The 20,256-nt window shown below is 41.3% G+C and carries 18 protein-coding genes; 10 read left to right on the top strand and 8 right to left on the bottom strand.

Annotation, left to right across the window (positions count from 1 at the left end; all coding sequences use genetic code 11):
* Nucleotides 1-195: 195 nt before the first annotated feature.
* Nucleotides 196-798, top strand: coding sequence for a hypothetical protein (locus tag F8S12_RS12590; protein WP_196516616.1), 603 nt, complete (start codon nt 196-198; stop codon nt 796-798).
* A 250-nt stretch (nt 799-1,048) separates the two neighbouring features.
* Here the strand turns inward: F8S12_RS12590 and F8S12_RS12585 are convergent, their stop codons facing one another.
* The 3 genes from F8S12_RS12585 to modA all read right to left on the bottom strand — a co-directional run bounded on the left by F8S12_RS12585 (nt 1,049) and on the right by modA (nt 3,569).
* On the bottom strand, nt 1,049-1,759 hold the full coding sequence (locus F8S12_RS12585) for a PEP-CTERM sorting domain-containing protein (protein ID WP_196516615.1): 711 nt from the start codon (nt 1,757-1,759) through the stop codon (nt 1,049-1,051).
* A gap of 281 nt (nt 1,760-2,040) precedes the next feature.
* Nucleotides 2,041-2,652 carry a DUF642 domain-containing protein gene (locus F8S12_RS12580; RefSeq protein ID WP_196516614.1) on the bottom strand — a complete coding sequence of 204 codons (612 nt, stop codon included), beginning with the start codon at nt 2,650-2,652 and terminating at the stop codon, nt 2,041-2,043.
* Between the two features lie 62 nt (nt 2,653-2,714).
* Nucleotides 2,715-3,569, bottom strand: a complete 855-nt coding sequence (modA, locus tag F8S12_RS12575; protein WP_230967978.1) for a molybdate ABC transporter substrate-binding protein — start codon at nt 3,567-3,569, stop codon at nt 2,715-2,717.
* Nucleotides 3,570-4,317: 748 nt separating this feature from the next.
* Here modA and F8S12_RS12570 point away from each other — a divergent pair.
* Entirely contained in the window at nt 4,318-4,719 is a 402-nt protein-coding gene (locus F8S12_RS12570) for a fasciclin domain-containing protein (protein ID WP_196516613.1), read from the top strand.
* Nucleotides 4,720-4,908: 189 nt separating this feature from the next.
* Here F8S12_RS12570 and sfsA read toward each other — a convergent pair whose 3' ends face one another.
* Complete coding sequence (gene sfsA / locus F8S12_RS12565) at nt 4,909-5,634, bottom strand: DNA/RNA nuclease SfsA (protein WP_196516612.1); 726 nt, start codon at nt 5,632-5,634, stop codon at nt 4,909-4,911.
* A gap of 260 nt (nt 5,635-5,894) precedes the next feature.
* Here sfsA and F8S12_RS12560 point away from each other — a divergent pair, with 260 nt between their 5' ends.
* Entirely contained in the window at nt 5,895-6,563 is a 669-nt protein-coding gene (locus F8S12_RS12560; RefSeq protein ID WP_196516611.1) for a 2OG-Fe dioxygenase family protein, read from the top strand.
* 200 nt (nt 6,564-6,763) lie between these two features.
* Here F8S12_RS12560 and dnaG read toward each other — a convergent pair whose 3' ends face one another.
* A complete protein-coding gene (gene dnaG, locus F8S12_RS12555) occupies nt 6,764-8,674 on the bottom strand; it encodes a DNA primase (protein WP_196516610.1) in 1,911 nt (636 codons plus the stop codon).
* 372 nt (nt 8,675-9,046) lie between these two features.
* Here dnaG and F8S12_RS12550 point away from each other — a divergent pair, with 372 nt between their 5' ends.
* The 5 genes from F8S12_RS12550 to F8S12_RS12530 all read left to right on the top strand — a co-directional run bounded on the left by F8S12_RS12550 (nt 9,047) and on the right by F8S12_RS12530 (nt 13,661).
* Nucleotides 9,047-9,373 (top strand): DUF433 domain-containing protein, encoded by a 327-nt coding sequence (locus F8S12_RS12550; RefSeq protein ID WP_196516609.1) that lies wholly within the window; start codon nt 9,047-9,049, stop codon nt 9,371-9,373.
* A gap of 3 nt (nt 9,374-9,376) precedes the next feature.
* Nucleotides 9,377-9,718: a DUF5615 family PIN-like protein gene (locus F8S12_RS12545; protein WP_196516608.1), complete on the top strand. Its 342-nt coding sequence runs from the start codon at nt 9,377-9,379 to the stop codon at nt 9,716-9,718.
* A gap of 352 nt (nt 9,719-10,070) precedes the next feature.
* Nucleotides 10,071-11,420, top strand: coding sequence for a hormogonium tapered terminus morphoprotein TftA (tftA, locus tag F8S12_RS12540; RefSeq protein WP_196516607.1), 1,350 nt, complete (start codon nt 10,071-10,073; stop codon nt 11,418-11,420).
* Nucleotides 11,421-11,648: 228 nt separating this feature from the next.
* Entirely contained in the window at nt 11,649-12,623 is a 975-nt protein-coding gene (locus F8S12_RS12535; RefSeq protein ID WP_196516606.1) for a cysteine synthase A, read from the top strand.
* An 87-nt stretch (nt 12,624-12,710) separates the two neighbouring features.
* Nucleotides 12,711-13,661: a DUF5331 domain-containing protein gene (locus F8S12_RS12530; RefSeq protein ID WP_230967977.1), complete on the top strand. Its 951-nt coding sequence runs from the start codon at nt 12,711-12,713 to the stop codon at nt 13,659-13,661.
* Between the two features lie 5 nt (nt 13,662-13,666).
* Here F8S12_RS12530 and ygfZ read toward each other — a convergent pair whose 3' ends face one another.
* From ygfZ to F8S12_RS12515, 3 genes are all read right to left on the bottom strand, one after another.
* Nucleotides 13,667-14,662, bottom strand: coding sequence for a CAF17-like 4Fe-4S cluster assembly/insertion protein YgfZ (gene ygfZ, locus F8S12_RS12525; RefSeq protein ID WP_196516605.1), 996 nt, complete (start codon nt 14,660-14,662; stop codon nt 13,667-13,669).
* A 184-nt stretch (nt 14,663-14,846) separates the two neighbouring features.
* On the bottom strand, nt 14,847-16,463 hold the full coding sequence (locus tag F8S12_RS12520) for a CocE/NonD family hydrolase (protein ID WP_196516604.1): 1,617 nt from the start codon (nt 16,461-16,463) through the stop codon (nt 14,847-14,849).
* A 188-nt stretch (nt 16,464-16,651) separates the two neighbouring features.
* Nucleotides 16,652-17,893, bottom strand: coding sequence for a tetratricopeptide repeat protein (locus F8S12_RS12515; RefSeq protein WP_196516603.1), 1,242 nt, complete (start codon nt 17,891-17,893; stop codon nt 16,652-16,654).
* Nucleotides 17,894-18,237: 344 nt separating this feature from the next.
* Here F8S12_RS12515 and F8S12_RS12510 point away from each other — a divergent pair, with 344 nt between their 5' ends.
* Nucleotides 18,238-18,813 (top strand): Uma2 family endonuclease, encoded by a 576-nt coding sequence (locus F8S12_RS12510; RefSeq protein WP_196516602.1) that lies wholly within the window; start codon nt 18,238-18,240, stop codon nt 18,811-18,813.
* A gap of 180 nt (nt 18,814-18,993) precedes the next feature.
* Entirely contained in the window at nt 18,994-20,136 is a 1,143-nt protein-coding gene (locus F8S12_RS12505) for an S-layer homology domain-containing protein (RefSeq protein WP_196516601.1), read from the top strand.
* The last annotated feature ends 120 nt before the right edge of the window (nt 20,137-20,256 follow it).

Here is a 20,256-nt window from a genome sequence, read left to right as displayed (position 1 = left end):
TCTAAAAGGAAATTTCATCGTCGGTAGTCTCCTTGATTTTGGTCGCGATCCTTTAAAGTTTTTAACTAAATGCGCTAGTGAATAATGTAGATGATCCAAGCTTACAGGTTGGTGCTCCTATAGGGGAACCTAACTACGAATGGATTCTCGTTGGTCCATAAAGTATTATTTCAAGTTATTTAGATAAATAAAATTATGAAAAGGTTTTTAGCAACTTCTGGGTTACTAACAGCAGGTGTTAGTGTAATAATAACTGGAGTAATTTTCTCACAGCGTGTTTTGACTCAACAGCCACCAAGTAATTCTCCTTCACCACAACGTCTTGAGAGAGCACAAAGATACAGTTCTCTGTTTAAGCGACGCTCACTTACAAATGCCTCACCACAAGATGTTGGGCAGGCGGCGTTAAATTACACTCTTGCCAACTCTGACCAATTTACTGTTTTGAGTGGGACTCCAGAAGTCGTCCTTACTCGTCCAATAAAGGTGGCTGATTTTCCTTCTTGGGGATTTGGTGAAGTTGGTTTTGCTGGTAATGCACCACCAATGATGCTCGTGGTCGTAAAGGGAAATTTTGACACTACCAACTTCATCCGTTCTGTATCTGCTCACCCATTAACTGCGATTCAGCGTACTAAGTTTCAATACATTGCCTATATCTTTGATCTGCGTGTTGGTCTTCCTACTCTGACAACAACTGCACTAACAGGAGAGAGCTTCCGCCGTGGGCTTAACGACCCAAGTTTACCAGGCATCGACCCACCTGTACCAGACATTAACGTACCTACAACTAAATAGATTTTATGAAATAAATAACTACATTTTTGACTAATTGACTTGAGGCAAGACAAAAATGAATAGTTAGTGCAATTCACTGAACAACCCTTAGTAGAACATGACCAAATCCCTCATAGCTACCGTACAGTAGTTTGAGGGATTTAAGTTATTCTTGGACGACTTCTAAGCTTTATTTAGTATAAAAAAGACAGTCCAGCTTTATTGAGCTATGGAAAGGGTATAGCGATCGCTCTATTATTTTCTCAGCTTTCTAACTAATTACCTTCTTTTTCTTCAGCCATATTCCCAACAAACCAGCAGTAACTGCTATTCCTCCAATAGTTGATGGCTCAGGTACAGGCTTAACACTCACAGTATCCAAGAATAAAAATGTGCGTCTATCTATAAATTCAAACTTTAACTCTGTGGATGATGTGTCTGCTGTGAAATTGAACTTATATGGCGTGTATGGTTGAAAATCAATATTTTTTTGATCGAAAATATTTTCTCCCCCTACAAATGTTTGGAACTGATTATCAAGATAGTCAGGTTCCTCAGCTGTAGATGCTAAAAAGTAACTCAGTTCGTATTCCTGACCAGGTTGTGTAAAAAGCGTCTGTGATATGTAGCTACTCTCAGAAAATCCACTTAGAGAACTCAGCGATAACCCTTGATTACCAGTGTTAGGAAAGTTACTGATTCTAATACCTGATATAGTAATACCAGGTGTGTCCGCCGGATTGCCAGGCTCAGATTTAGTCCATCCTGTAATATTAGGATTTGGAGCGGTGGGATCGTTAGGATCTACGAGGGGGTCAAGTTCAAATCCTCCGTTAAAAACAATGTCACTAGGAGCTACAACATAGTTATGATTGTAATTGGCTTGGGCTGCTGGAATATAAGTACCAGTAATCACAGCAGTACTAGTAATGGTAGTAGTAAAACCAAAAGCAATTATTGAAAGTTTTTTAGTTAACTTCATGAAACTTGACTCCAAATAGTTCCAAATTACTGCAAACAAAACAAGTTGATAGTTACATCTATGCTGGCTCTAAGTAGTGTCAATAAAGCTGAAATTTGACTCTAGTTTAAAAGAGTTTGCTATTGATATAAATAAGGATTCATATACTCAAGACAATCTCTTTATGAACTCATAATGGAGTTTTTTTTATTCAGGTGAATTTCACTGGCATTCTCGACACTATAGAGCTAGACAAGGGAAATCTATGGTTTAGTCATCCTGCGATAGTTTTATCCTTAATGTTAAGGTACAGATTTGACACTCACATCATCCACGTATAAAAACGCATACTTGACTTTGTAACGAAACTCTATCTTTGTAGATTCTCCTTTCGCTTTGAAAGATATGGTTGTTGGCGTGTATGGTTGAAAAGCAGTATTTTTATCACTATCAAACTTCTTCCCACCAATAAAAACCTGAAATTTATTTTTCACATCAGGTTCTTCCTCTGTGGATGCGAAATAGTAAGTAAGTTTGTAGTTTTGACCCTTAACTGTAGGGATAGTCTGTGATATATAGCTAAGGTCAGGAGATCCAATTATTGAACTCAGCGATAACCCTTGATTACCAAAGTTAGGAAAGTTACTGATTCTAATACCTGATATATTAACACCAGGTGTGTCCGCCGGATTGATAGGCTCAGATTTAGTCCATCCTGTAACATTAGGATTTGGAGCAGTGGCATCATTAGGATCTACAAGAGGGTCGTTTTCAAAGCTTCCGTTCGTAATCAGTTCTTGTCCTTCTCCTTCTGTTTGTGCTACTGATTTATAAGCATTGGTAATCACAGCAGTACTAACTAAGGCAGTGGTCAAACTACAAACAGTAATTGAGAGTTTTTTAGTGAGCTTCACAAGACATGACTCCAAATAGTTTAAAATTCACGACAACGACTACTTGATTTGCTTTGTGGTGATTAAGTAGGCGGAAGAAATCTATAGGTGTTTACGAAGATGTTCCGGGCTGTACTACCACTTAAGTAAGTAGAAAAACTCTGTGCTGCTGTGCGAGTTGCACCTGTACTTCTGGTGAGTATACCCAGTGGATAGACAATAGTCTCGCTGTCTGAGGTGGGGGCAGTCTCTACAACTCTTACCTTATTAGAAATAAGAGCATCAGTGCTGTAAACAAAACCTGCGTCAATAACCCTACCTGAAAGAGTTTTGTTTTCAACAGCAGTTAAAACGTTACGCACATTGCTTCCAAGAACCAATTTGGGCTGGACAGGATTGAAAATACCTCGTGTAGTGAGAACTTGTCTGGTATAATCCCCTGCTGGCACAAGTGGCGGAGTACCTGTATAGTCACCTACGGCAATGCCTCTAATATTGGCGTTGGTCAAACCACTGATGGTACTGAGAGCAGCACTACCAGGACTAGGAGATGTCGTAGGGGCAATCAAAACTAGACGATTTCTGACAATGTTTTTACGGCTACCTGCAACTATTCTACTTGGATTCAAGTTCTGCAAAACATCTATTTGGTCGTTGGCAGCAGAAATGAAAATATCTGCTGGAGCTCCTGCTTGTATTTGGCTCAATAAAGTACCAGAAGCACCGTATGTATAAGTAATAGTTATACCTGGGTTAGCATTTTGAAACTGAGTTCTAATGCTGTTGAGCGCATTCGTTAAGCTGATAGCTGCATACACGTTAACGTTGGTTCCAGATTGTGATTGTGCTGGTGAGAAATTGACAAACTGCCAGCCTATTACCAGCATCATGCTAGTAACTGCCGTGGCAATCCAAGTAATAAGTCTTCTTCTGTTCATGAAAGTTATAGTTTGGGGAAAATATTACCTAAAGAGTTTCATTTTTGACATACAGGACTTACGCATAGGCAACATAAAAACCAACCACAGAAATGCCAGAAGACATGGAGAAGTGGAAGTTTGAGAGGCTTTTGGCGTAAGTCCTACGCATAATCAATTCTGGAAATCAACAGCTAATCACAAGTGCTAAAAGCATTAGTGTGATGGGCTGTTTATTATTTCCAAGTAGGATTACACAAACGGCAAGTGAAATGTATCTAGTGATGAAATAATATCAGTTAAATACGCTCATTACCAACATTTTTGGTTAACAAATCATGACAAAAAGCTATGGCGATCGCATCTAAAAAATCCCTGAATTACCTATAAAACATAGGTTTTTTATAAAATTATCAAATAACTTCTAAATATCTAAAGCCCTGTTTATACCAACAAAATGATTTTAACTATCTATTTAACTAACTTTTTTGGTAAAAAGTGCTGATACTGGTGAACAGCCATGCCTGCGGTGGTCACTGAGCCTTGCCGTTGGCGCAGCCTCTCGCAGAGAAGTGCGGTAAACTACGCATTCAGGAATGCCTGTGACTGATCCGCGTATGTAACATATAATTCTCTGATTGGATAAAAAATATATAACTTTATATAATATCAATAAAAAATTTTATTTTACATACGTCTAACGATAGATAGATTTTATTAAACAAATAGTTTAGATTTGTAACAAGTTACACAGAACTAGGTAAAACACATGGCTAACATCATTGACACCGCCACTAACAATGGTTCTTTCACTACACTAGTTGCAGCAATCCAAGCGGCTGGTCTGGTTGATACACTTCAAGGCGCTGGCCCATTCACCGTTTTCGCACCCACTGATGAAGCGTTTAACAAGCTTCCAGCAGGAACAGTAGACGCATTATTGAAAGATACTGCAAAGCTCAAGAAAATCTTGACCTATCATGTTGTCTCAGGCAAAGTATTGGCTGCTGATGTAGTTAAACTAAAGACAGCTACAACAGTTGAAGGTTCAGATATAAAAATTGATGCTTCTAATGGCGTTAAAATTAATGATGCAACAGTTTCAACAGCAGATGTTGCTGCTGATAACGGTGTCATCCACGTCATTGACACAGTTTTGATTCCTGCATAACCAAACCTCAGAATAGCGAATGCTATTTGTGGGGCGGCGACTATCTATAGTCGTTTCTTTATTACAGTTTGGTTGAATATTTTTTAGTAAATACCAACTATCAATAAATCCATTTAGATACTGTCTAGATGGATTTATTTTTTATGCTTGTAGAGACGTTGCTTTGCAATATCTCTTAATTAGATGTAATCAAATTTTTAGTTTTGCCAAACCTAGATAACGGATACCTTCGGGGGAAATGTCAAAACGGCAAGGTAAAACTTCTAAACCAAGAGCGATCGCATCCCGTAATAATTTACCATATACAGGATCTGTGCGATCGCCAGGGGAAAACTCAGTACAATCACCCCGATTGATAAAGTAAAACATCACTGCACGAGTTAAAGGTAGCAGCGCCATTAATTCTCGTAAGTGCTTTTGTCCCCTTGTAGTTTCTGTATCAGGAAATAGGGCTAATCTCCCCTCAGAAAAAGTTGTATTTTTCACTTCTAAATAAATCGGGCGCTCCTCATCACTCCCCGTCAAGAAAAAATCCACTCTACTTTTTTTATCTAGTCCATAAACTACCTCGCCTTTGATTTGGCTATAGTTACCCAATTGTGGGAAAAGATGTTTCACCAAAGCTAGCTTTACCACCCGATTGGGCAAAAAAGTATTCACGCCTACCCAAGTCGGCTCGTTGTCATGTACCTGAATTAGTTCTAAAGTATATGCCAATTTGCGGTTAAGATTATCGCTTTTGGAAAGCTGTACCGCACTTTGGGGAGTCGATACTCCAGTCATCGGCCCTGTATTTGGACAGTGTGCTGTTACTATCTCACCAGAAGTAAGTTGAACGTCAGCAAAAAACCGCTTATAGCGTTTCAGCAGAATACCTGGATACAAAGGTGGGTAACGATAAAGCCAGTCAATCATTCTAAAACCTTGTTGCTGCTAGTAAATATACGTCCATTCGTTCCCCACTAAACCCCTATCAGCAAATCTTTTCAGCAGCACTCATACACCCATGAGCATTATTACGCCCTGTGAGAGAATTTGAGCAACCTTACATATCACAAAGTGTCAACTTTTGTAGTCAATTTGACAACATATTAATAATAAGTAGCATATACTAAGTATTATAAGCCTCCCATAAAAAATCCGGGAGAATTTTAACGTGCAAGGAGGTAAATCCTATGCAAAAAGTGGGGATATCAACGGAATTAGAATATGCTTTTCTGTTTACTCTGAGAAAGGTAAATTCGATAAATCCAAAAGGTTTCAAGCCATTTTTTAGTAATATGCCTATTGATCCTTATATCAAAGGCAACTATCGTTCGAGAAGATTATCTCGGTTCACAGTTTCTGGAAATCAGTTAATCAAATTACCTCATGGCTACTTCTCTCAAAGTAAAGAGTATAATCCATTAGTGGGTGACATAAAAAGAGAGTTTGCAGAATTAGATGATGCACTTATAGAACTTGATATTTTCAGAAATCTTGTCTTAGCATTTAGTGATTCTTGTAAACTTCATCCTGAAGGTGAAATTGGAGTTCATCAAATTAGAATTATTTGTTCGCCAGATAATTTAGGTAATCCAGCACCTGAAGGTATCCATCAAGATGGTACTGATTTTATTGGCATCTTCTCAGTAGATAGAGATAATATTCAAGGTGGAGAAACACATCTCTATACTGCTAAAAAAGAAAAGCCTGTGTTTAGCAAAGTTCTAAATCCAGGAGAACTTTTATTAGTGAATGACCATGAATTCTTCCACTTCGCCAATCCCATAAAACCAAAAACTGATGCTCAAGGAAGTTGGGATGTTTTTGTACTGACTTCTCCCAGCTTGCTTTCAGAATAATTCTAGTTAGGGGCTGCTGAAAAAGTCATAAAAAAGCACTAAATTGGTCTGATAATCTAGAGACTGCCACCTTTTCTTTCTTTTTCAGCAAGCCCTAAATAAGAACTCCAGCTAGAGATAATTATGAACCAAGAGCTTACCCAAGCGATCGCCTGTGGGAAAGTGCGTAGTTTACCACGGTAGGCATCGCAAATGACAAGTTACAACAACTCTGTAATCGAAAATAGCCGTTGTCGGTCTATTTTCTGAAGCTTGATTTTTGCGGCGTAGAAAGCTTGATAATAGAATTGATATTTCTCCGGTTCAGCTTCTGGATCGGTTTGCTGCCATAGTTCCAAAAAGTGACGATAGCGTTTTTCAAGCATTACCAGATCCATGCAAGCGATCGCAGCTTGAACCACTTGCGGAGTCCGAAGTATTTCTTTCTTCCATTTCTCGTTTAGATGAAAAAGATGCGACACTAATCCCAATTCTTCAGCCGATTCTAGATATCTATCTTGCATCGTTGATACTAAATCTACTTGTTCCACCGCTATTTCTAAAATCTGTTGCCACAAAAATCTGTGGTGGGAAAGACTAAATTGCAAATCTCGTTCTTCTAGTTCGTCAATAATTGCTTGACGCTGTTCAGGACAATGCAAGTAAATCCTTAGTAACAAGCCTTCTGCGTGTTCTAAAAGACTGCGATCTATAGGGGGTGGGGAAAGTTTATTATCTCCCCATGCTTTCTTTGCTGACACTGGCTTAGAATATGTAGCCGCAGCCGGAGCAATTTGAGTTAACAGATTTTCGACCCTTAGGGGTATAAGTCTGGTATCTCCCAAGCTGAGTATTTCCGCACAATAAGAAACATAATAATTTCGTGTATCGCTGTTAGCTATATTTTTAAGTAATTTGACTAATTGCTGAGTTGCGTGTTGAAAATCAGTAGCCTGTCTTAAATCGCGATCTTTAATAGTTTGTTGAATCTGCCAGTCTAGCCAAAGCGGAGCATTTGCTAGCAGTTCTCCATAATCTTCTGATGTGTGAGCATACAAATATTCATCAGCATCTTTGCCATCGGGTAGATTGAGAATTTTTAACTGGACTTCGCCCTTGTATGCTAGTTCGGCAATTTCACCGATCGCTCGTTCTGCGGCATTTGTTCCGGCTTTATCAGCATCAAAATTAAGTACTAATTGTTTCGATTCGGTGTAGCGTAATACGAGCCGAACTTGTTCTAAACTTAAGGCTGTACCAAGGGAAGCAACGGCGTTGTTAATACCAACAGCGTGGAGAGCGATCGCATCAAAATATCCCTCTACCACCACCGCTTGATCGAGTTGAGAAATCCCACTTTTAGCTTGATCAAGGGCAAATAATGTTTTACCTTTACTAAAAAGTTCCGTTTCTGGGGAATTTAAATATTTGGGTTGTTCATCGGTGAGAGTTCTACCACCAAAGGCAATGACGCGCCCTTGAACATCGCGGATCGGAATCATCAAGCGATCGCGGAACACGTCATAATAACCGCCCCCTTCCTTGCGTGGTTTAATCAATCCCGCTTTTTCCAGCAGTTGCGCGGGCAAATGTTTATCTTCTACTAAATACCGATGCAGCGTTTCCCAACCTGCGGGGGCATAACCTAAACCAAACTGCTGTATGGTTTCTTCTTTGAGTTGGCGGTTAGATTGCAAATACTGAATTGCCTTTTGTCCTTGGGATTGTCTGAGGGCGTGTTGATAAAACTGGGCGGACGTTGCCAAAACTTCATATAATTGTTCACGCAAAGATAGCTGACGCTGTAATTCTTGGCGTTGTTCTGGTTCGAGGGTTTGTACAGGTACTTGGTAACGTCGTGCTAAATCCAGCACAACCTCAGGAAAAGAGCGCTTTCCCAAATCCATCACAAACTTAATAGCATTTCCCGCAGCTAAACAGCCGAAGCAATAGTACATTTGCTTGGTTTGGCTAACAGTGAAACTGGGACTTTTCTCATCGTGGAAGGGGCACAAACCGACAAAATCCTTTCCACGTTTGCGTAAAACTACGTATTCCGAGACAACATCTACAATATCAGCTCGTAGTTTAACTTCCTCAATTGTGTCTGGGTGCAAGCGGGGGATTTGCATATTTAGTCATTATTCATAATTGATTATATTTTGCTTTTCCGGGTTTATTCGGTTAGGTGCAAGATATAGCAATCCAATTTTATTTTTGAACTTATCTGTGTAGGCAGGCAAGAGGCAAGAGGCAAAGGGAAAGAATGCTCTTTGAATTGTACGGAGTTTTTTCAAAAATCAAATGTGAGTCCTATAGCAATCCTAAATCATTCATGAAAAAAATCTATTGCCTATTGCCTATTGCCTGCCTCCACGACTAATTTTACAACTCAAATAGGATTGCTATATATGAGTCAACCTATTCGGATGGTAACTCGAATAAAGCTAGCAATTGATAAAATTGTATATGTAGCTTGAGAAAACATTAGAGGATTTACGTCCGTGACACTCAAAGAGTTAAAACAACAACTTCTTGCCCTCAGTCCTAGTGAAAAAGTTCAGGCTATACAGTTACTTGCTCAAAGTCTTGGCAGCAATTGGCAAGGAATCGAGAAAACTCCTAGAGTCTGTGGTGGAGAAGCTCGCATCGCTAAAACTCGTATTCCCATCTGGGTACTTGTGGAAGCTCGCCGTCTTGGATATAGTGATGCTGACCTTTTGATGAGCTATCCAACCATTACAGCTACAGATTTAGCTAATGCTTGGATATATGCAGAAGCTAACCCCGATGAAATCGAATTGGCAATTGAGCGTAATGAGGTAGCCTAGTCGATGGCACGGTTTTACGCAGACGAGCAGTTTCCGTTTCCAGTTGTGGAGTTATTACGTACTTTGGGACATGATGTTTTGACAGTCCAAGAAGCTGGAAATGCAGATCAAGGTATACCTGATAACGCAGTGCTGGCATTTGCTACAAGTCAAAAACGCTCGATATTAACTATCAACAGAAATGATTTTATCCGTTTGCATCGTCGTGATTCTAACCACTTCGGTATTATTGTTTGCACGAACAATCGTAATTGGGAACAATTTGCAGCACGGATAGATGAGGCTGTGCCAGCAGAAGAACCGTTGCAAGGAAAACTAATTCGTGTGGTACGTCCAGTCACTTAAAAAGATTTTGATGGAACGCGCAAACTTGAAATATTACAGCAGTTTTCATGTATTTAGACCACAATCTTCTTCTTTGCGCCTTTGCGCCTTTGCGTGAGATAAAAACAATGTGGTTCATTTACCCGAAAATCGCTGTAAGGTGCGATCGCACTAAGAGCATTGAGCAGCAGTAGATTGCCTTTTCAACCATACCATAATCTTTGGGTTAGTACTGATTGTGCCGTACTAATATCCAGTCCCCAAGTTTAGAGAAATAACAAAGGACTTCTGATCGCTATTATATTCTTGTTGTTATACCAAGAATGATGTATACAATTGCTAACGCTGAGTTTTACCAGAGGAAATACTGAATATGGGGCGTATTTTTATATCGGCGGCTCACGGTGGCAAAGAAGCCGGAGGAATCGATCCTGGTGCGATCGCAGGTGGGACAACTGAAGCTAAAGAAATGATTCTGTTGCGGGATTTGATTGTCACGGAACTCAGAGCGCGAAATATTGAAATTTTAGCAGTCCCCGATGATTTGAGTGCCGCCCAAACTATCACCTGGATCAATTCCCGTGGCCGTCGGGGTGATGTCGCCCTAGAAATTCAATCTGACACAGCTAACAGCCCTTCTGTGCGTGGGGCTAGTGTCTTCTACATTGTTAACAATAGCGATCGCCGGAGCAATGCCGAACAGGTGCTACTGGGGTTGTTGCGCCGTGTACCTCAATTACCAAATCGGGGAGTCAAGCCAGATACAGATAGTGGATTGGGTAAATTAGCATTCTGTCGCCAGACAACGCTTCCAGCTTTGTTAATGCAAGTGGGGTTTCTCAGCAATCCAGAGGATCGGGCTTTGCTGCAAACTCGCCGCCGCGATTTTGCTTTGGGAATTGTCGATGGACTGGTATCTTGGAGTCGTGTAATTGACCCAACTGGAACTCCGGCAGAAGCAAATTATCCACCAATTAATATTAACATCAACGGACAAAATTACTCGGAGCAAGGAGTGTTGGTTAATGGTAACGCTTACATCCCCATTGATTTAGTAGACCGTCTGCGGATTGATTTGACAAAAACAGCTAATGTCAATCGGATTACCTATCGCAAAATAGTTTATATCAAAGCAATCGAACTGCGGGATTTTAATGTTGCAGTCACTTGGGATGTTTCAACTCGTACTGTTACCTTGCGCTCGAATTTGATTGTTTGCTCTGGTCAAATTGACCGGATAATATCGAACGGGAATACCTCAGAAATGCAGTTACAATTATTCCTCAGAAACAATAATGAAAATGCTTTAGTAAAGTTTCCTGACATCCCAAAACTTTATCAGCAAGAAGCACGTACAGAAGGAGTGAACTACGATATTGCCTTTTGCCAAATGTGTGTAGAAACTGGATTTTTACGGTTTGGTAGCGACATTAGACCTGAGCAAAATAACTTTGCCGGCTTAGGTGCGATCGGTGGCGGTTCGGAGGCTGCATCTTTTCCAAGTGCCACAATTGGGGTGAGGGCGCACATCCAACATTTGAAAGCTTACGCTAATTTAGAACCTTTGGTAGGAGAAGAAGTAGATCCCAGGTTTCGCTTTGTCACACGTGGCATTGCGCCGTTAATTGATCAGCTATCCGGGAGGTGGTCAGCAGATTTAGATTATGGTGCAAGGATTACAGCAATCGTCAAACGACTGTATGAGTCAGCTGGACTTCTATAAAATTTCCGTTTAACTGAAATCTTGCAGCATTCTCAATGAGCCAACTAATCCAGCCTATTATCTTAATTAACTAGACAAGTTGCTCTGAGCAACTTGTTAAAAGTGGGCAAACTTCCGCCACAGTGTACTAGGGAAGAATTCTAAAGGTTATATATATTTGATAAAGCGTCTATCCTGAGGCCGTTATCAGCCAAAATTTTTATAGATGAAAACACAGGTACAGTCAAAATGGATATTAAAAATGGCTTTGTCGGCGCTGTTGGCAACACACCTCTGATTCGCTTAAACAGCTTTAGTGAAGAAACAGGATGTGAAATCCTCGCTAAAGCAGAATTTCTCAATCCTGGTGGTTCCGTCAAAGACCGCGCTGCACTTTACATCATCAAAGACGCCGAAGAGAAAGGTCTACTCAAACCCGGCGGTACTGTCGTAGAAGGAACTGCTGGTAATACTGGCATTGGACTGGCGCATATTTGCAACGCCAAAGGCTACAAATGCCTAATTATCATTCCTGATACCCAATCACAAGAGAAGATAGACGCATTGAAAGCTCTGGGGGCAGAAGTTCGGGCTGTTCCTTCTGTCCCCTACAAAGACCCAAACAACTACGTCAAGCTATCTGGTAGAGTAGCTGCTGAGTTGGAAAATGCTATTTGGGCAAATCAGTTTGATAATTTAGCTAACCGCCGCGCCCACTACGAAACTACAGGGCCGGAAATTTGGGTACAGACAGACGGTAAAATAGATGCATGGATAACTGCAACTGGTACTGGTGGTACTTTTGCTGGTGTAGCATTGTACTTGAAAGAACAAAATCCGGCAATTAAATGCGTTGTTGCCGATCCGTTGGGTAGTACACTTTATAGCTATATCAAAACCGGCGAAATCAAGATGGAAGGAAATTCCATCACCGAAGGCATTGGTAATGGTCGTGTCACAGCCAATATGCAAGGCGCGCCTGCTGATGATGCCATCCAAATCGATGACAAAGAAGCTTTGCGGGTAGTTTACCAACTGCTGAGGAAAGATGGGTTATTAATGGGCGGTTCAACGGGTATTAATGTTGGGGCAGCTCTTGCCCTAGCGAAGCAGTTGGGGCCAGGACATACCATCGCCACCATTTTATGTGATAGTGGTTCCCGATATCAATCGCGGATATTCAACCGTGAATGGTTAGCCTCAAAAGGACTTTCAATAGATTAGTCCTTAGTCATTAGTCATTAGTCATTAGCTTCCGACTTTTGACAAAGGACAAAGGACAAAGGACAAAGGACAAAGGATAAAGAACAAATGACATCTGCAATCTTGTTGACTGAAGTGAGGCATCTAATGAATATCCAGCAGCTGCGTCAATCCTTAAAACAAAAGTGGCTGATTTACTACGAACAAAATATTTCCTGGCTGGTCAAAATGCGAATTTGGGGCACTTATGATGGTCTGCGGCGTCCTTTGTCCGGTTTTATTTTGGCAACATTGTCTGTTTTAGAACCCCAGTTTGATGAAATACTTTCTTTTATGCTGGATCTGAATAACGATCCAGATAAAATAGTTGCCGCTTTAGGTCTTAACTTCAATCCTGATCAAGAGTTACGTTTAATAAAATCAGAAGATTCTATCGCTACAAGCCAAGTTGAAATTGAGTCGCCAGATGAGAAGCATTTTGAGGATGAAGATACGTCATTAGTTGTAACTGCTAGCAAGATTGCGCCTTATTCTCTTGCCAAAACTCTAGACTCCAACTTGCCCCGCGCCGATCAACTTGTGCCATTATTCATTGCTACCACCGAAGTAGTTCGCACCCGCAAACCGGAGTTGATAGCTGCATTTGGTACTAAAATTGCTCCAGATACTCCGGTAAAAACGCCATCCTCTGGTTTGCTAAGGGAATATCAACCAGTACGCTGGCACTCTGGTCAGTTACCTTCACGAGGATCGGCGACAATGACTAGTGAGGTTAACAGCAAAGCCAAAACTATGCCATCTGTGGCATTAGCTACCGAGGTTAAGAGCAACGCACCACCTGTCCGAATCCCTGTGGGCGCATCATTGGCAATTACCACCGAGATTTCTAGTAATGGCAAACCAGTGCGATCGCTAGCAATTACCACCAAAGATGTGAATCCACCACAAGACTTTAAAAGCAAAGTAAATTTACCAGCTACTAATGCCCGCAGTCTAGCTTCTTGGGTAGATGAATTTTGTCACGGGACTCGAAATAAAGATGAAGACATTTTTCTTTGAATTGTTTATGGATACTCGTGAGAAACAAATGGGATTTCTACTACTTCACCCTCACTTTCGCCCACTTGGACTTTCAAGCCCACGCCCCCAGCTTTGGTACGGATGTAACCTAGTCCAAAGTAACCATTAGCGGTTTCTGTGTAACTGGTAAGTTTACCGACCTTTTCATCGCCAACTACGATCGCACTTCCGACTTCTGTAGGGGAACTGAGACGGATACCAAAAAGGTATTGTTTTACACCTTTGTATGTATTTAACCGAGCAATGGTTTCTTGCCCAATATAGCAACCTTTATTAAAAGAAATTGTTTGCCACAAACCAACTTCTAAAGGATTGTAATCATCTGTGAGTTCCGAATCTGGGGCGGGGCGGCCTTGTAAGATTCGCAATGTATCCCAAGCGCGATCGCTCATCTCTACTGCCCCAGCCTCTAACAATTTGTTCCACACCGTTGCTTTGTCTGTATATGGGAAATTTAAAGTGTATCCAGGAGCCACTAACCCACTACCTACAGCAATTCGCACTTTTTCAGCAGGAGCAATCATGTATACTTGGTGACTACCGTTAGGTTGGCCGATCAGTTCGCCAATACCCAATTTTTCTAAAACAGCGTCGCTTTCTGGGCCAATGAGGCTGAAAGTATTGGTGTATTGTGTAATATCAGATAATTCCACCTTGTCGGCAAAGAAAATATATTTATCTAGCCATTCCATGAGAAACTGGCGACGGTTGGGTGAAACCAGCAGGATTACTGCATCTTCTGTAACATAGGCGGTTGCTAAATCAATTGTTCTGGCTGTGGAGGTGACGAAAACCGTATCGCAACCTTGTCCCGGCTTGAGTATTTGAAAATTGTTAGTGCTTTGGTTGTGCAAAAAGTTGAGGCGATCGTCGCCAGAAACTTGGATGCGTCCCCAACTAGAGCGATCGCATATAGCAACCCCAACTCTCGCGGCTTCGATAGCTGCTGTGTCTTTATCGTCAATTGTAGATGTTGGCATGGTGATGAGAAGTTGCCCTGTTTCAATGTTGTCGCTCTGGAAATCTTAGCAAATAAGCGTTTGCGGCTTCAATGCACTTAAAAGGCAAAAACCCAGCGCTGATTAGATTTCATTTTGCTGGTTTTGTGGGATGGGCATCTTAACTGGGGTTTAGATTACGATGTCTACAACGAGCTACGCACGCCTACGCAGGTAATAAAACATGTGAATTAGCCTCACCTCCACAATTTACGGTTAATGTGATTATCTGAGCATCGCGTAAATTGTCGCTACTCATGACTGCACCATTACCAGAATTCATCACATAGGCTGGAAAACACGCTGCACTTAAACTTAGACGCAAGGCGTTACCTTTAGCAATTCGCACACAAGTTGGTTGCAGTTGAATTTTTATTGAGACGTTAATTGCAACGTCTTTACAATGTACATAGCCTTGGGTAAAATTATACACCCGCCCATCAGGATGTACTTGCGATAGCACCGCACACAAATCATAACTAAGTTGATCGGCAGTACACGAAATTTCTACTATTACATCCCCTGCCAAATGTAAATCTTCTGTTAGGGGTTCGCTAGTGTAAGTTAAGACATCGGAACGGCAATCAATATGCGATCGCTCAAATACACCCGCCCCAATTATTGCATGACCACCCACAGCCGGAACTGGTCGCCAAGGGTCATGAACCAAATAGTCATGAGTGCTGAGTTCTAAGTTCTCAGTAGTAAGAGTTCCTGAATCTTCTCGGATGCTAGCAAGTCCAGTTGTTGACAAAAAATAGGATTTATGTATTGGTGTAGGTAAATTAGGGAAAGTACGCCATAAATTACTTCCCATCTCGAATAAGCAAACAGGCGATTCCTGAAGCAATCCAGTATCTATATTTTTGAGAAACTGATCAAACCAACGGATTTGCATTTTATCTACGGGACTCGCCGCTTTAGCACCAAAGTCAATTTCACCAACTTTGCGACCCCAAGGCAAATGTGCCCAAGGCCCGACTAATAGATGTTGGGGTTTATTGCTACGAACTGCCATATCCTTATATAAATGTAGAGTGCCGCGCAGGTAGGTATCAAACCATCCTCCGATGTGGAACATGGGCAAATCGACAGTTTGCAAGTGGTGTTTGGGCGAAAGTTTTTCCCAGTATGTATCTGGTTGAGAATGGGCTACCCAATCATGATAAAACGAATTAGGGGCAAGTTGTTGGAGAATTTCTGGATTAGTTAAAGGCAGATTACGAGAAGCGGCAAACAAGGCTTGATAAGCTGTTTTATCTTCTTGCAAACGGGTAGTTTCCGTAGCTAATTGAATTGCCCAAGCAAGATTAGTTTGTAAACAGAATGCGCCGCCTTCATAAGCCCAATCGGTATACAAATCATAGCCAATCATGGCAGGGCAAATTGTTATGAGAGGGCTGGGTTTATTAGCTGCGGCATATAACTGAGTCATTCCCTGATAAGAGAAGCCATACATGCCAACTTTGCCATTGCTAGAAGGTAGATTTGCTGCCCAATTGACTGCATCTTCGCCATCTGTAATTTCGTTGATAAATAGCTGAAATTCACCTTCAGAAGTGCCGCGTCCTCGCACATCTTGAATTACTACTATGTAGCCGTGGGCAGCATACCAATTAGGATGAGCATAGACAACAGTAGAAGCGATCGCTCGTCCGTAGGGTTGTCGCATTAATACTACAGGAAACTCACCATCTGCATCGGGGCGATAGATATCTGCATCCAAGTAAACTCCATCGCGTGTTTGCATGGAGGCTGTTTCTTTGGGAAGGACTTTAAGCATGGATTTGCAAGAGGTCTATTGTAGGATGTGTTACAATCCGCTTCGTTTAAGGCAAGAGACGCGATAAATCGCCGTCACGACGAAAGATTGATTATTGTATGGATAATTTATTTTTAGATATTTTCTTATTTCTGTGCTTATAGCAAGACTGCCAAACTTGATCGCCAAGAAAACTTTAGCTATTGGCTTCAGAATGAATTCTGAGGTGATTGTTGAAACTGGCACAATATCTCAGTCAAATTGCATTTTACTTCAGCTTCTAGACAGTGGTTTTCTTTATTAATTTTTTCGTGCAACTTATACAGTTCTGGTGAGCCTTGACTTGTCAGCAGTTCTACTAAGTTAGGCATATTGCTACGCTCGATATATTCAACTACTTGGTCATAGTATTCCAATTCCAGACAAACTTTCACCATGCAGCGATAAAGTTCATGCCATTTTTCCACCTGATTTTTTTTAATTTCATTGCCAGAGACAACTTCATCCCGGAGGAACTCTACAGTGTCAATGGCAGATTTAAAAATGTAATAAGCATCTGTAAAACGTTTGGCGTCTGTGTAAGCTAAACCCTGATTAAAGGCAGTTTCTGCATGATCTTGGGGAAAAGTCTCGCGGGTGTATTCTTGCAAAGCTTTTTGGTAACAGGAGATAGCTTGTGTTAAATTTTCTGCTTTCTCTCCTTGGATGCGTTCGCTGTAAGCCAAACCCAAGTTGTTTTGCGTTGTAGCCCATTCATAAGGAAAGCGATCGCGGATGTATTCTTGTAAAGTTTGTTGATAGCAGGAGATAGCTTGTTCTAAATTTTCTGCCTTCTCTCCTTGGATACGGTAAAAGTAAGCTAAACCCAAGTTGTTTTGCGTTGTAGCCCATTCATAAGGAAAGCGATCGCGGGTGTAAACTTGCAAAGTTTGTTGGTAGTAAGAGATAGCTTGTTCTAAATTTTTTGCCTTTTCCTTGTGGATGCAGTCAAGGTAAGCATTGCCCAGGTTGTGCTGCATTATTGCCCATTCTTCGGGAAAGCGATCGCGGGTGAAAACAGTCAGCGCGATTTCATAACCTGTAATCGCAATTTCCAGATTATCCGCCCGGTTCCCTAGGGAACAGTCTTGCAGTTGGTGGCTAAAATTCAAGACATCTATAACAGTATTTTGTGCTGATTCTGTATCTAAGTCTAATAAAGTTGCCATTGCCCAACTGCGTAACACTTGGGCAAAATTCATGTCTAGCTTCTCTTGGTTTGCTTCCAACAGTGAGTGTATCGCCTTGGCATCGCCGTCGCTGTTTGCCGTAGCCTTGAGTATTTGCAATAAAAAGTCAACTTGGGAGTCAAATACAGGAGCTATTTTTGCATTTTTGTGACTTTTAGACAGATATAATCTCAGCTTCTCAGTCATTTTACGGCTAATTTCTTGCAAATAATTCTGCGGCATTAGTTGTTACCCTAACTTCCTGTACTTTAGGTATCAATGAATATATTCTTCAATTTCCCAGCCTGCAATTCCGCAAATAAAGCAGTTTTGATATATTTGAACCACATCTATCGCAGGGGTAAGTAAGTAGGTGAGAATAAATCAAAGTAGATTAAGTAATGTAAAAAATATTGAGATGAGTTCGTAGTAAGGGCTTTAGCCCTCAAATTAGGACTAAAGTCCTTACTACAAACCTTGAATTATTCACGCCGCTCTACTTAAACATATTCTCCAAGCATATATTAAGCCTTTGGTGACACCGAGTAGTTAAGATGTAACTAGCAAAGCAAGATTGAGAGGCGACTATGACTGCCTTAATTTTTAACCTCAGCCCCACCATTGAGTTAACAGATGAGCAATTCTTCCAACTCTGTCAAAATAATCGAGATTTGCGACTTGAGCGCACGGCAGAGGGAGAATTAATTATCATGCCACCAACTGGATGGGAAAGCGGAAATCGGAATAGTAAACTGACACAGCGCTTAGGTAATTGGGCTGACGCTGATGGCACAGGTTTGACTTTTGACTCTTCAACAGGTTTTAAACTCCCTAATGGTGCAAACCGTTCTCCTGATGCATCTTGGGTGAGCCAGGAGCGATTAGAAGCCCTGAATCCAGACCCCGCCAGATTCCTACCGATGGCTCCCGATTTTGCGGTAGAATTACGCTCTGCTTCAGATAGCTTAAAGAGTGTGCAAGAAAAAATGCAGGAGTACATTGACAATGGTGTGCGTTTAGGCTGGCTGATTGACCCCCAAAACCAACAGGTGGAAATCTACCGCCCAGGACAGGATGTTGAGGTTTTGCAATCGCCTACTAGTTTATCAGGAGAGAATGTATTGCCTGGGTTCGTCCTGGATTTAACACAGATTTTGAGTTAAGTTATCCTTACCTTTGCCAATTTAAGAAGAGTTGAAACTTAATTTTGAAGGGGATGAAACGAATTATTGGCTTTACTGTTTAAAATACATGACAAGATGCCCAAAAAGGGGTGGTGTAAAAGAGTCATCTATGGCTTAATTTGTTTAGATACAAATTTTACTGCTAGCAGGGTAATTACGATGACAAATAGACCTCCTTCTGAACCGGAGTCATCTCAAAGAACTGCCCTTGGCTTTGATGAATTTATAGCCATTTTGGTTGCCTTCGCCACTATCGGAGCGATTCTTTTTTGGTCATTGTCCCGCAGGGATTCTAGCTGGAACTTAAACGGGCTACTGTCGCCTTCCTCCACCCCGTCTTCTAGCGTTCAACCAAATCAAGTATTGCCCTCCCCTACTCCTAAGGTAGAACCAAGTGCAATCTCCAACAATGTTTTGCCCTATTCTCCACCTGAGGCTGTTGTTGAACCCAAGACACTTTCATTTCCGACTAACAGCCCAGTGTTACCATCTGCTCAGATAACTCCAACTCAATCCCCACAACCAAAGACACCTGTATCTTCTTCAGCAGTCCTTGACTCATCAATTAAATCATCAGCGTTGCCTTTAGTAATTCCGGCAAAACAAAAATCAATCATTCCGCCACCAATTGCATTTAACGATGTCCCCAATAAATTCTGGGGTCGGCGTTTTATAGATGTTCTTTCTTCCCGTGGTATTCTTAAGGGGTTTCCTGATTATTCTTTTAGACCAAATCAGCCTGTAAACCGCGCCGAATTTGCTGCAATACTGCAAAAAGCCTTTGATAAAGAACTGTCTAAGACTGCGATCGCATTTCAAGATATACCGACAAAATTCTGGGCAACTCCAGCAATTGACCAAGCCATCAGTGCCGGATTTCTCAAAGGCTATCCTCAAAAAACCTTCAAACCACAACAAAATATTTCACGAGTGCAAGTTTTAGTTGCCCTTGTCAGTGGGTTAAATTTGAAAGCACCCACTTCCCCAAATCAGATTTTAAGTGTCTATAAAGATGCTAAAGATATTCCAACTTATGCTACTAGCAAAATAGCTGCTGCTACAGCCAATGGTCTAGTAGTTAACTATCCAAATCCACAAGTCCTTGCTCCTAACAAAGTAGCTAGTCGGGCTGAAGTAGCGGTGATGATTCATCAAGCTTTGGTAAAACTGGGCAAATTAGAGGGAATTTCATCTCAAAACATTGTGCTGCATCGACGCCCGCCGCAGCCATCAGGCAGCTTGCCTCCAGAACTTTCGCGCACTTTAAAGGGTAACTTGTCCGCAGGAAGCTCGGCTCCGTAAGCTTGGTAGGGAAAGTGGCCAACATAATTCGTAATTCGTAATTCGTAATTCGTAATTATTTGGTCACTCAAGAAGTAGGAAGTCTAAGGAGAAAGATTCTTTATTGCTCCCCTGCTCCCC

It is taken from the genome of Nostoc sp. WHI, from assembly GCF_015714725.1.
Classification (GTDB): Bacteria; Cyanobacteriota; Cyanobacteriia; order Cyanobacteriales; family Nostocaceae; genus Nostoc.
The sequence above is the reverse complement of the archived record's forward strand: the minus strand, read 5'-3'. Positions and strand labels throughout refer to the sequence as shown.

Bases quoted from the DNA above. Each gene is read 5' to 3' on its own strand.
- F8S12_RS12560 (WP_196516611.1), top strand. From the start codon at position 5,895: ATGCAAAAAGTGGGGATATCAACGGAATTAGAATATGCTTTTCTGTTT.
- F8S12_RS12545 (WP_196516608.1), top strand. From the start codon at position 9,377: ATGGCACGGTTTTACGCAGACGAGCAGTTTCCGTTTCCAGTTGTGGAG.
- F8S12_RS12510 (WP_196516602.1), top strand. From the start codon at position 18,238: ATGACTGCCTTAATTTTTAACCTCAGCCCCACCATTGAGTTAACAGAT.
- ygfZ (WP_196516605.1), bottom strand. From the start codon at position 14,662: ATGCCAACATCTACAATTGACGATAAAGACACAGCAGCTATCGAAGCC.
- F8S12_RS12530 (WP_230967977.1), top strand. From the start codon at position 12,711: ATGACATCTGCAATCTTGTTGACTGAAGTGAGGCATCTAATGAATATC.
- F8S12_RS12590 (WP_196516616.1), top strand. From the start codon at position 196: ATGAAAAGGTTTTTAGCAACTTCTGGGTTACTAACAGCAGGTGTTAGT.
- F8S12_RS12515 (WP_196516603.1), bottom strand. From the start codon at position 17,893: ATGCCGCAGAATTATTTGCAAGAAATTAGCCGTAAAATGACTGAGAAG.
- tftA (WP_196516607.1), top strand. From the start codon at position 10,071: ATGGGGCGTATTTTTATATCGGCGGCTCACGGTGGCAAAGAAGCCGGA.
- F8S12_RS12520 (WP_196516604.1), bottom strand. From the start codon at position 16,463: ATGCTTAAAGTCCTTCCCAAAGAAACAGCCTCCATGCAAACACGCGAT.
- F8S12_RS12585 (WP_196516615.1), bottom strand. From the start codon at position 1,759: ATGAAGTTAACTAAAAAACTTTCAATAATTGCTTTTGGTTTTACTACT.
- F8S12_RS12535 (WP_196516606.1), top strand. From the start codon at position 11,649: ATGGATATTAAAAATGGCTTTGTCGGCGCTGTTGGCAACACACCTCTG.
- F8S12_RS12505 (WP_196516601.1), top strand. From the start codon at position 18,994: ATGACAAATAGACCTCCTTCTGAACCGGAGTCATCTCAAAGAACTGCC.
- F8S12_RS12570 (WP_196516613.1), top strand. From the start codon at position 4,318: ATGGCTAACATCATTGACACCGCCACTAACAATGGTTCTTTCACTACA.
- modA (WP_230967978.1), bottom strand. From the start codon at position 3,569: ATGAACAGAAGAAGACTTATTACTTGGATTGCCACGGCAGTTACTAGC.
- dnaG (WP_196516610.1), bottom strand. From the start codon at position 8,674: ATGCAAATCCCCCGCTTGCACCCAGACACAATTGAGGAAGTTAAACTA.
- sfsA (WP_196516612.1), bottom strand. From the start codon at position 5,634: ATGATTGACTGGCTTTATCGTTACCCACCTTTGTATCCAGGTATTCTG.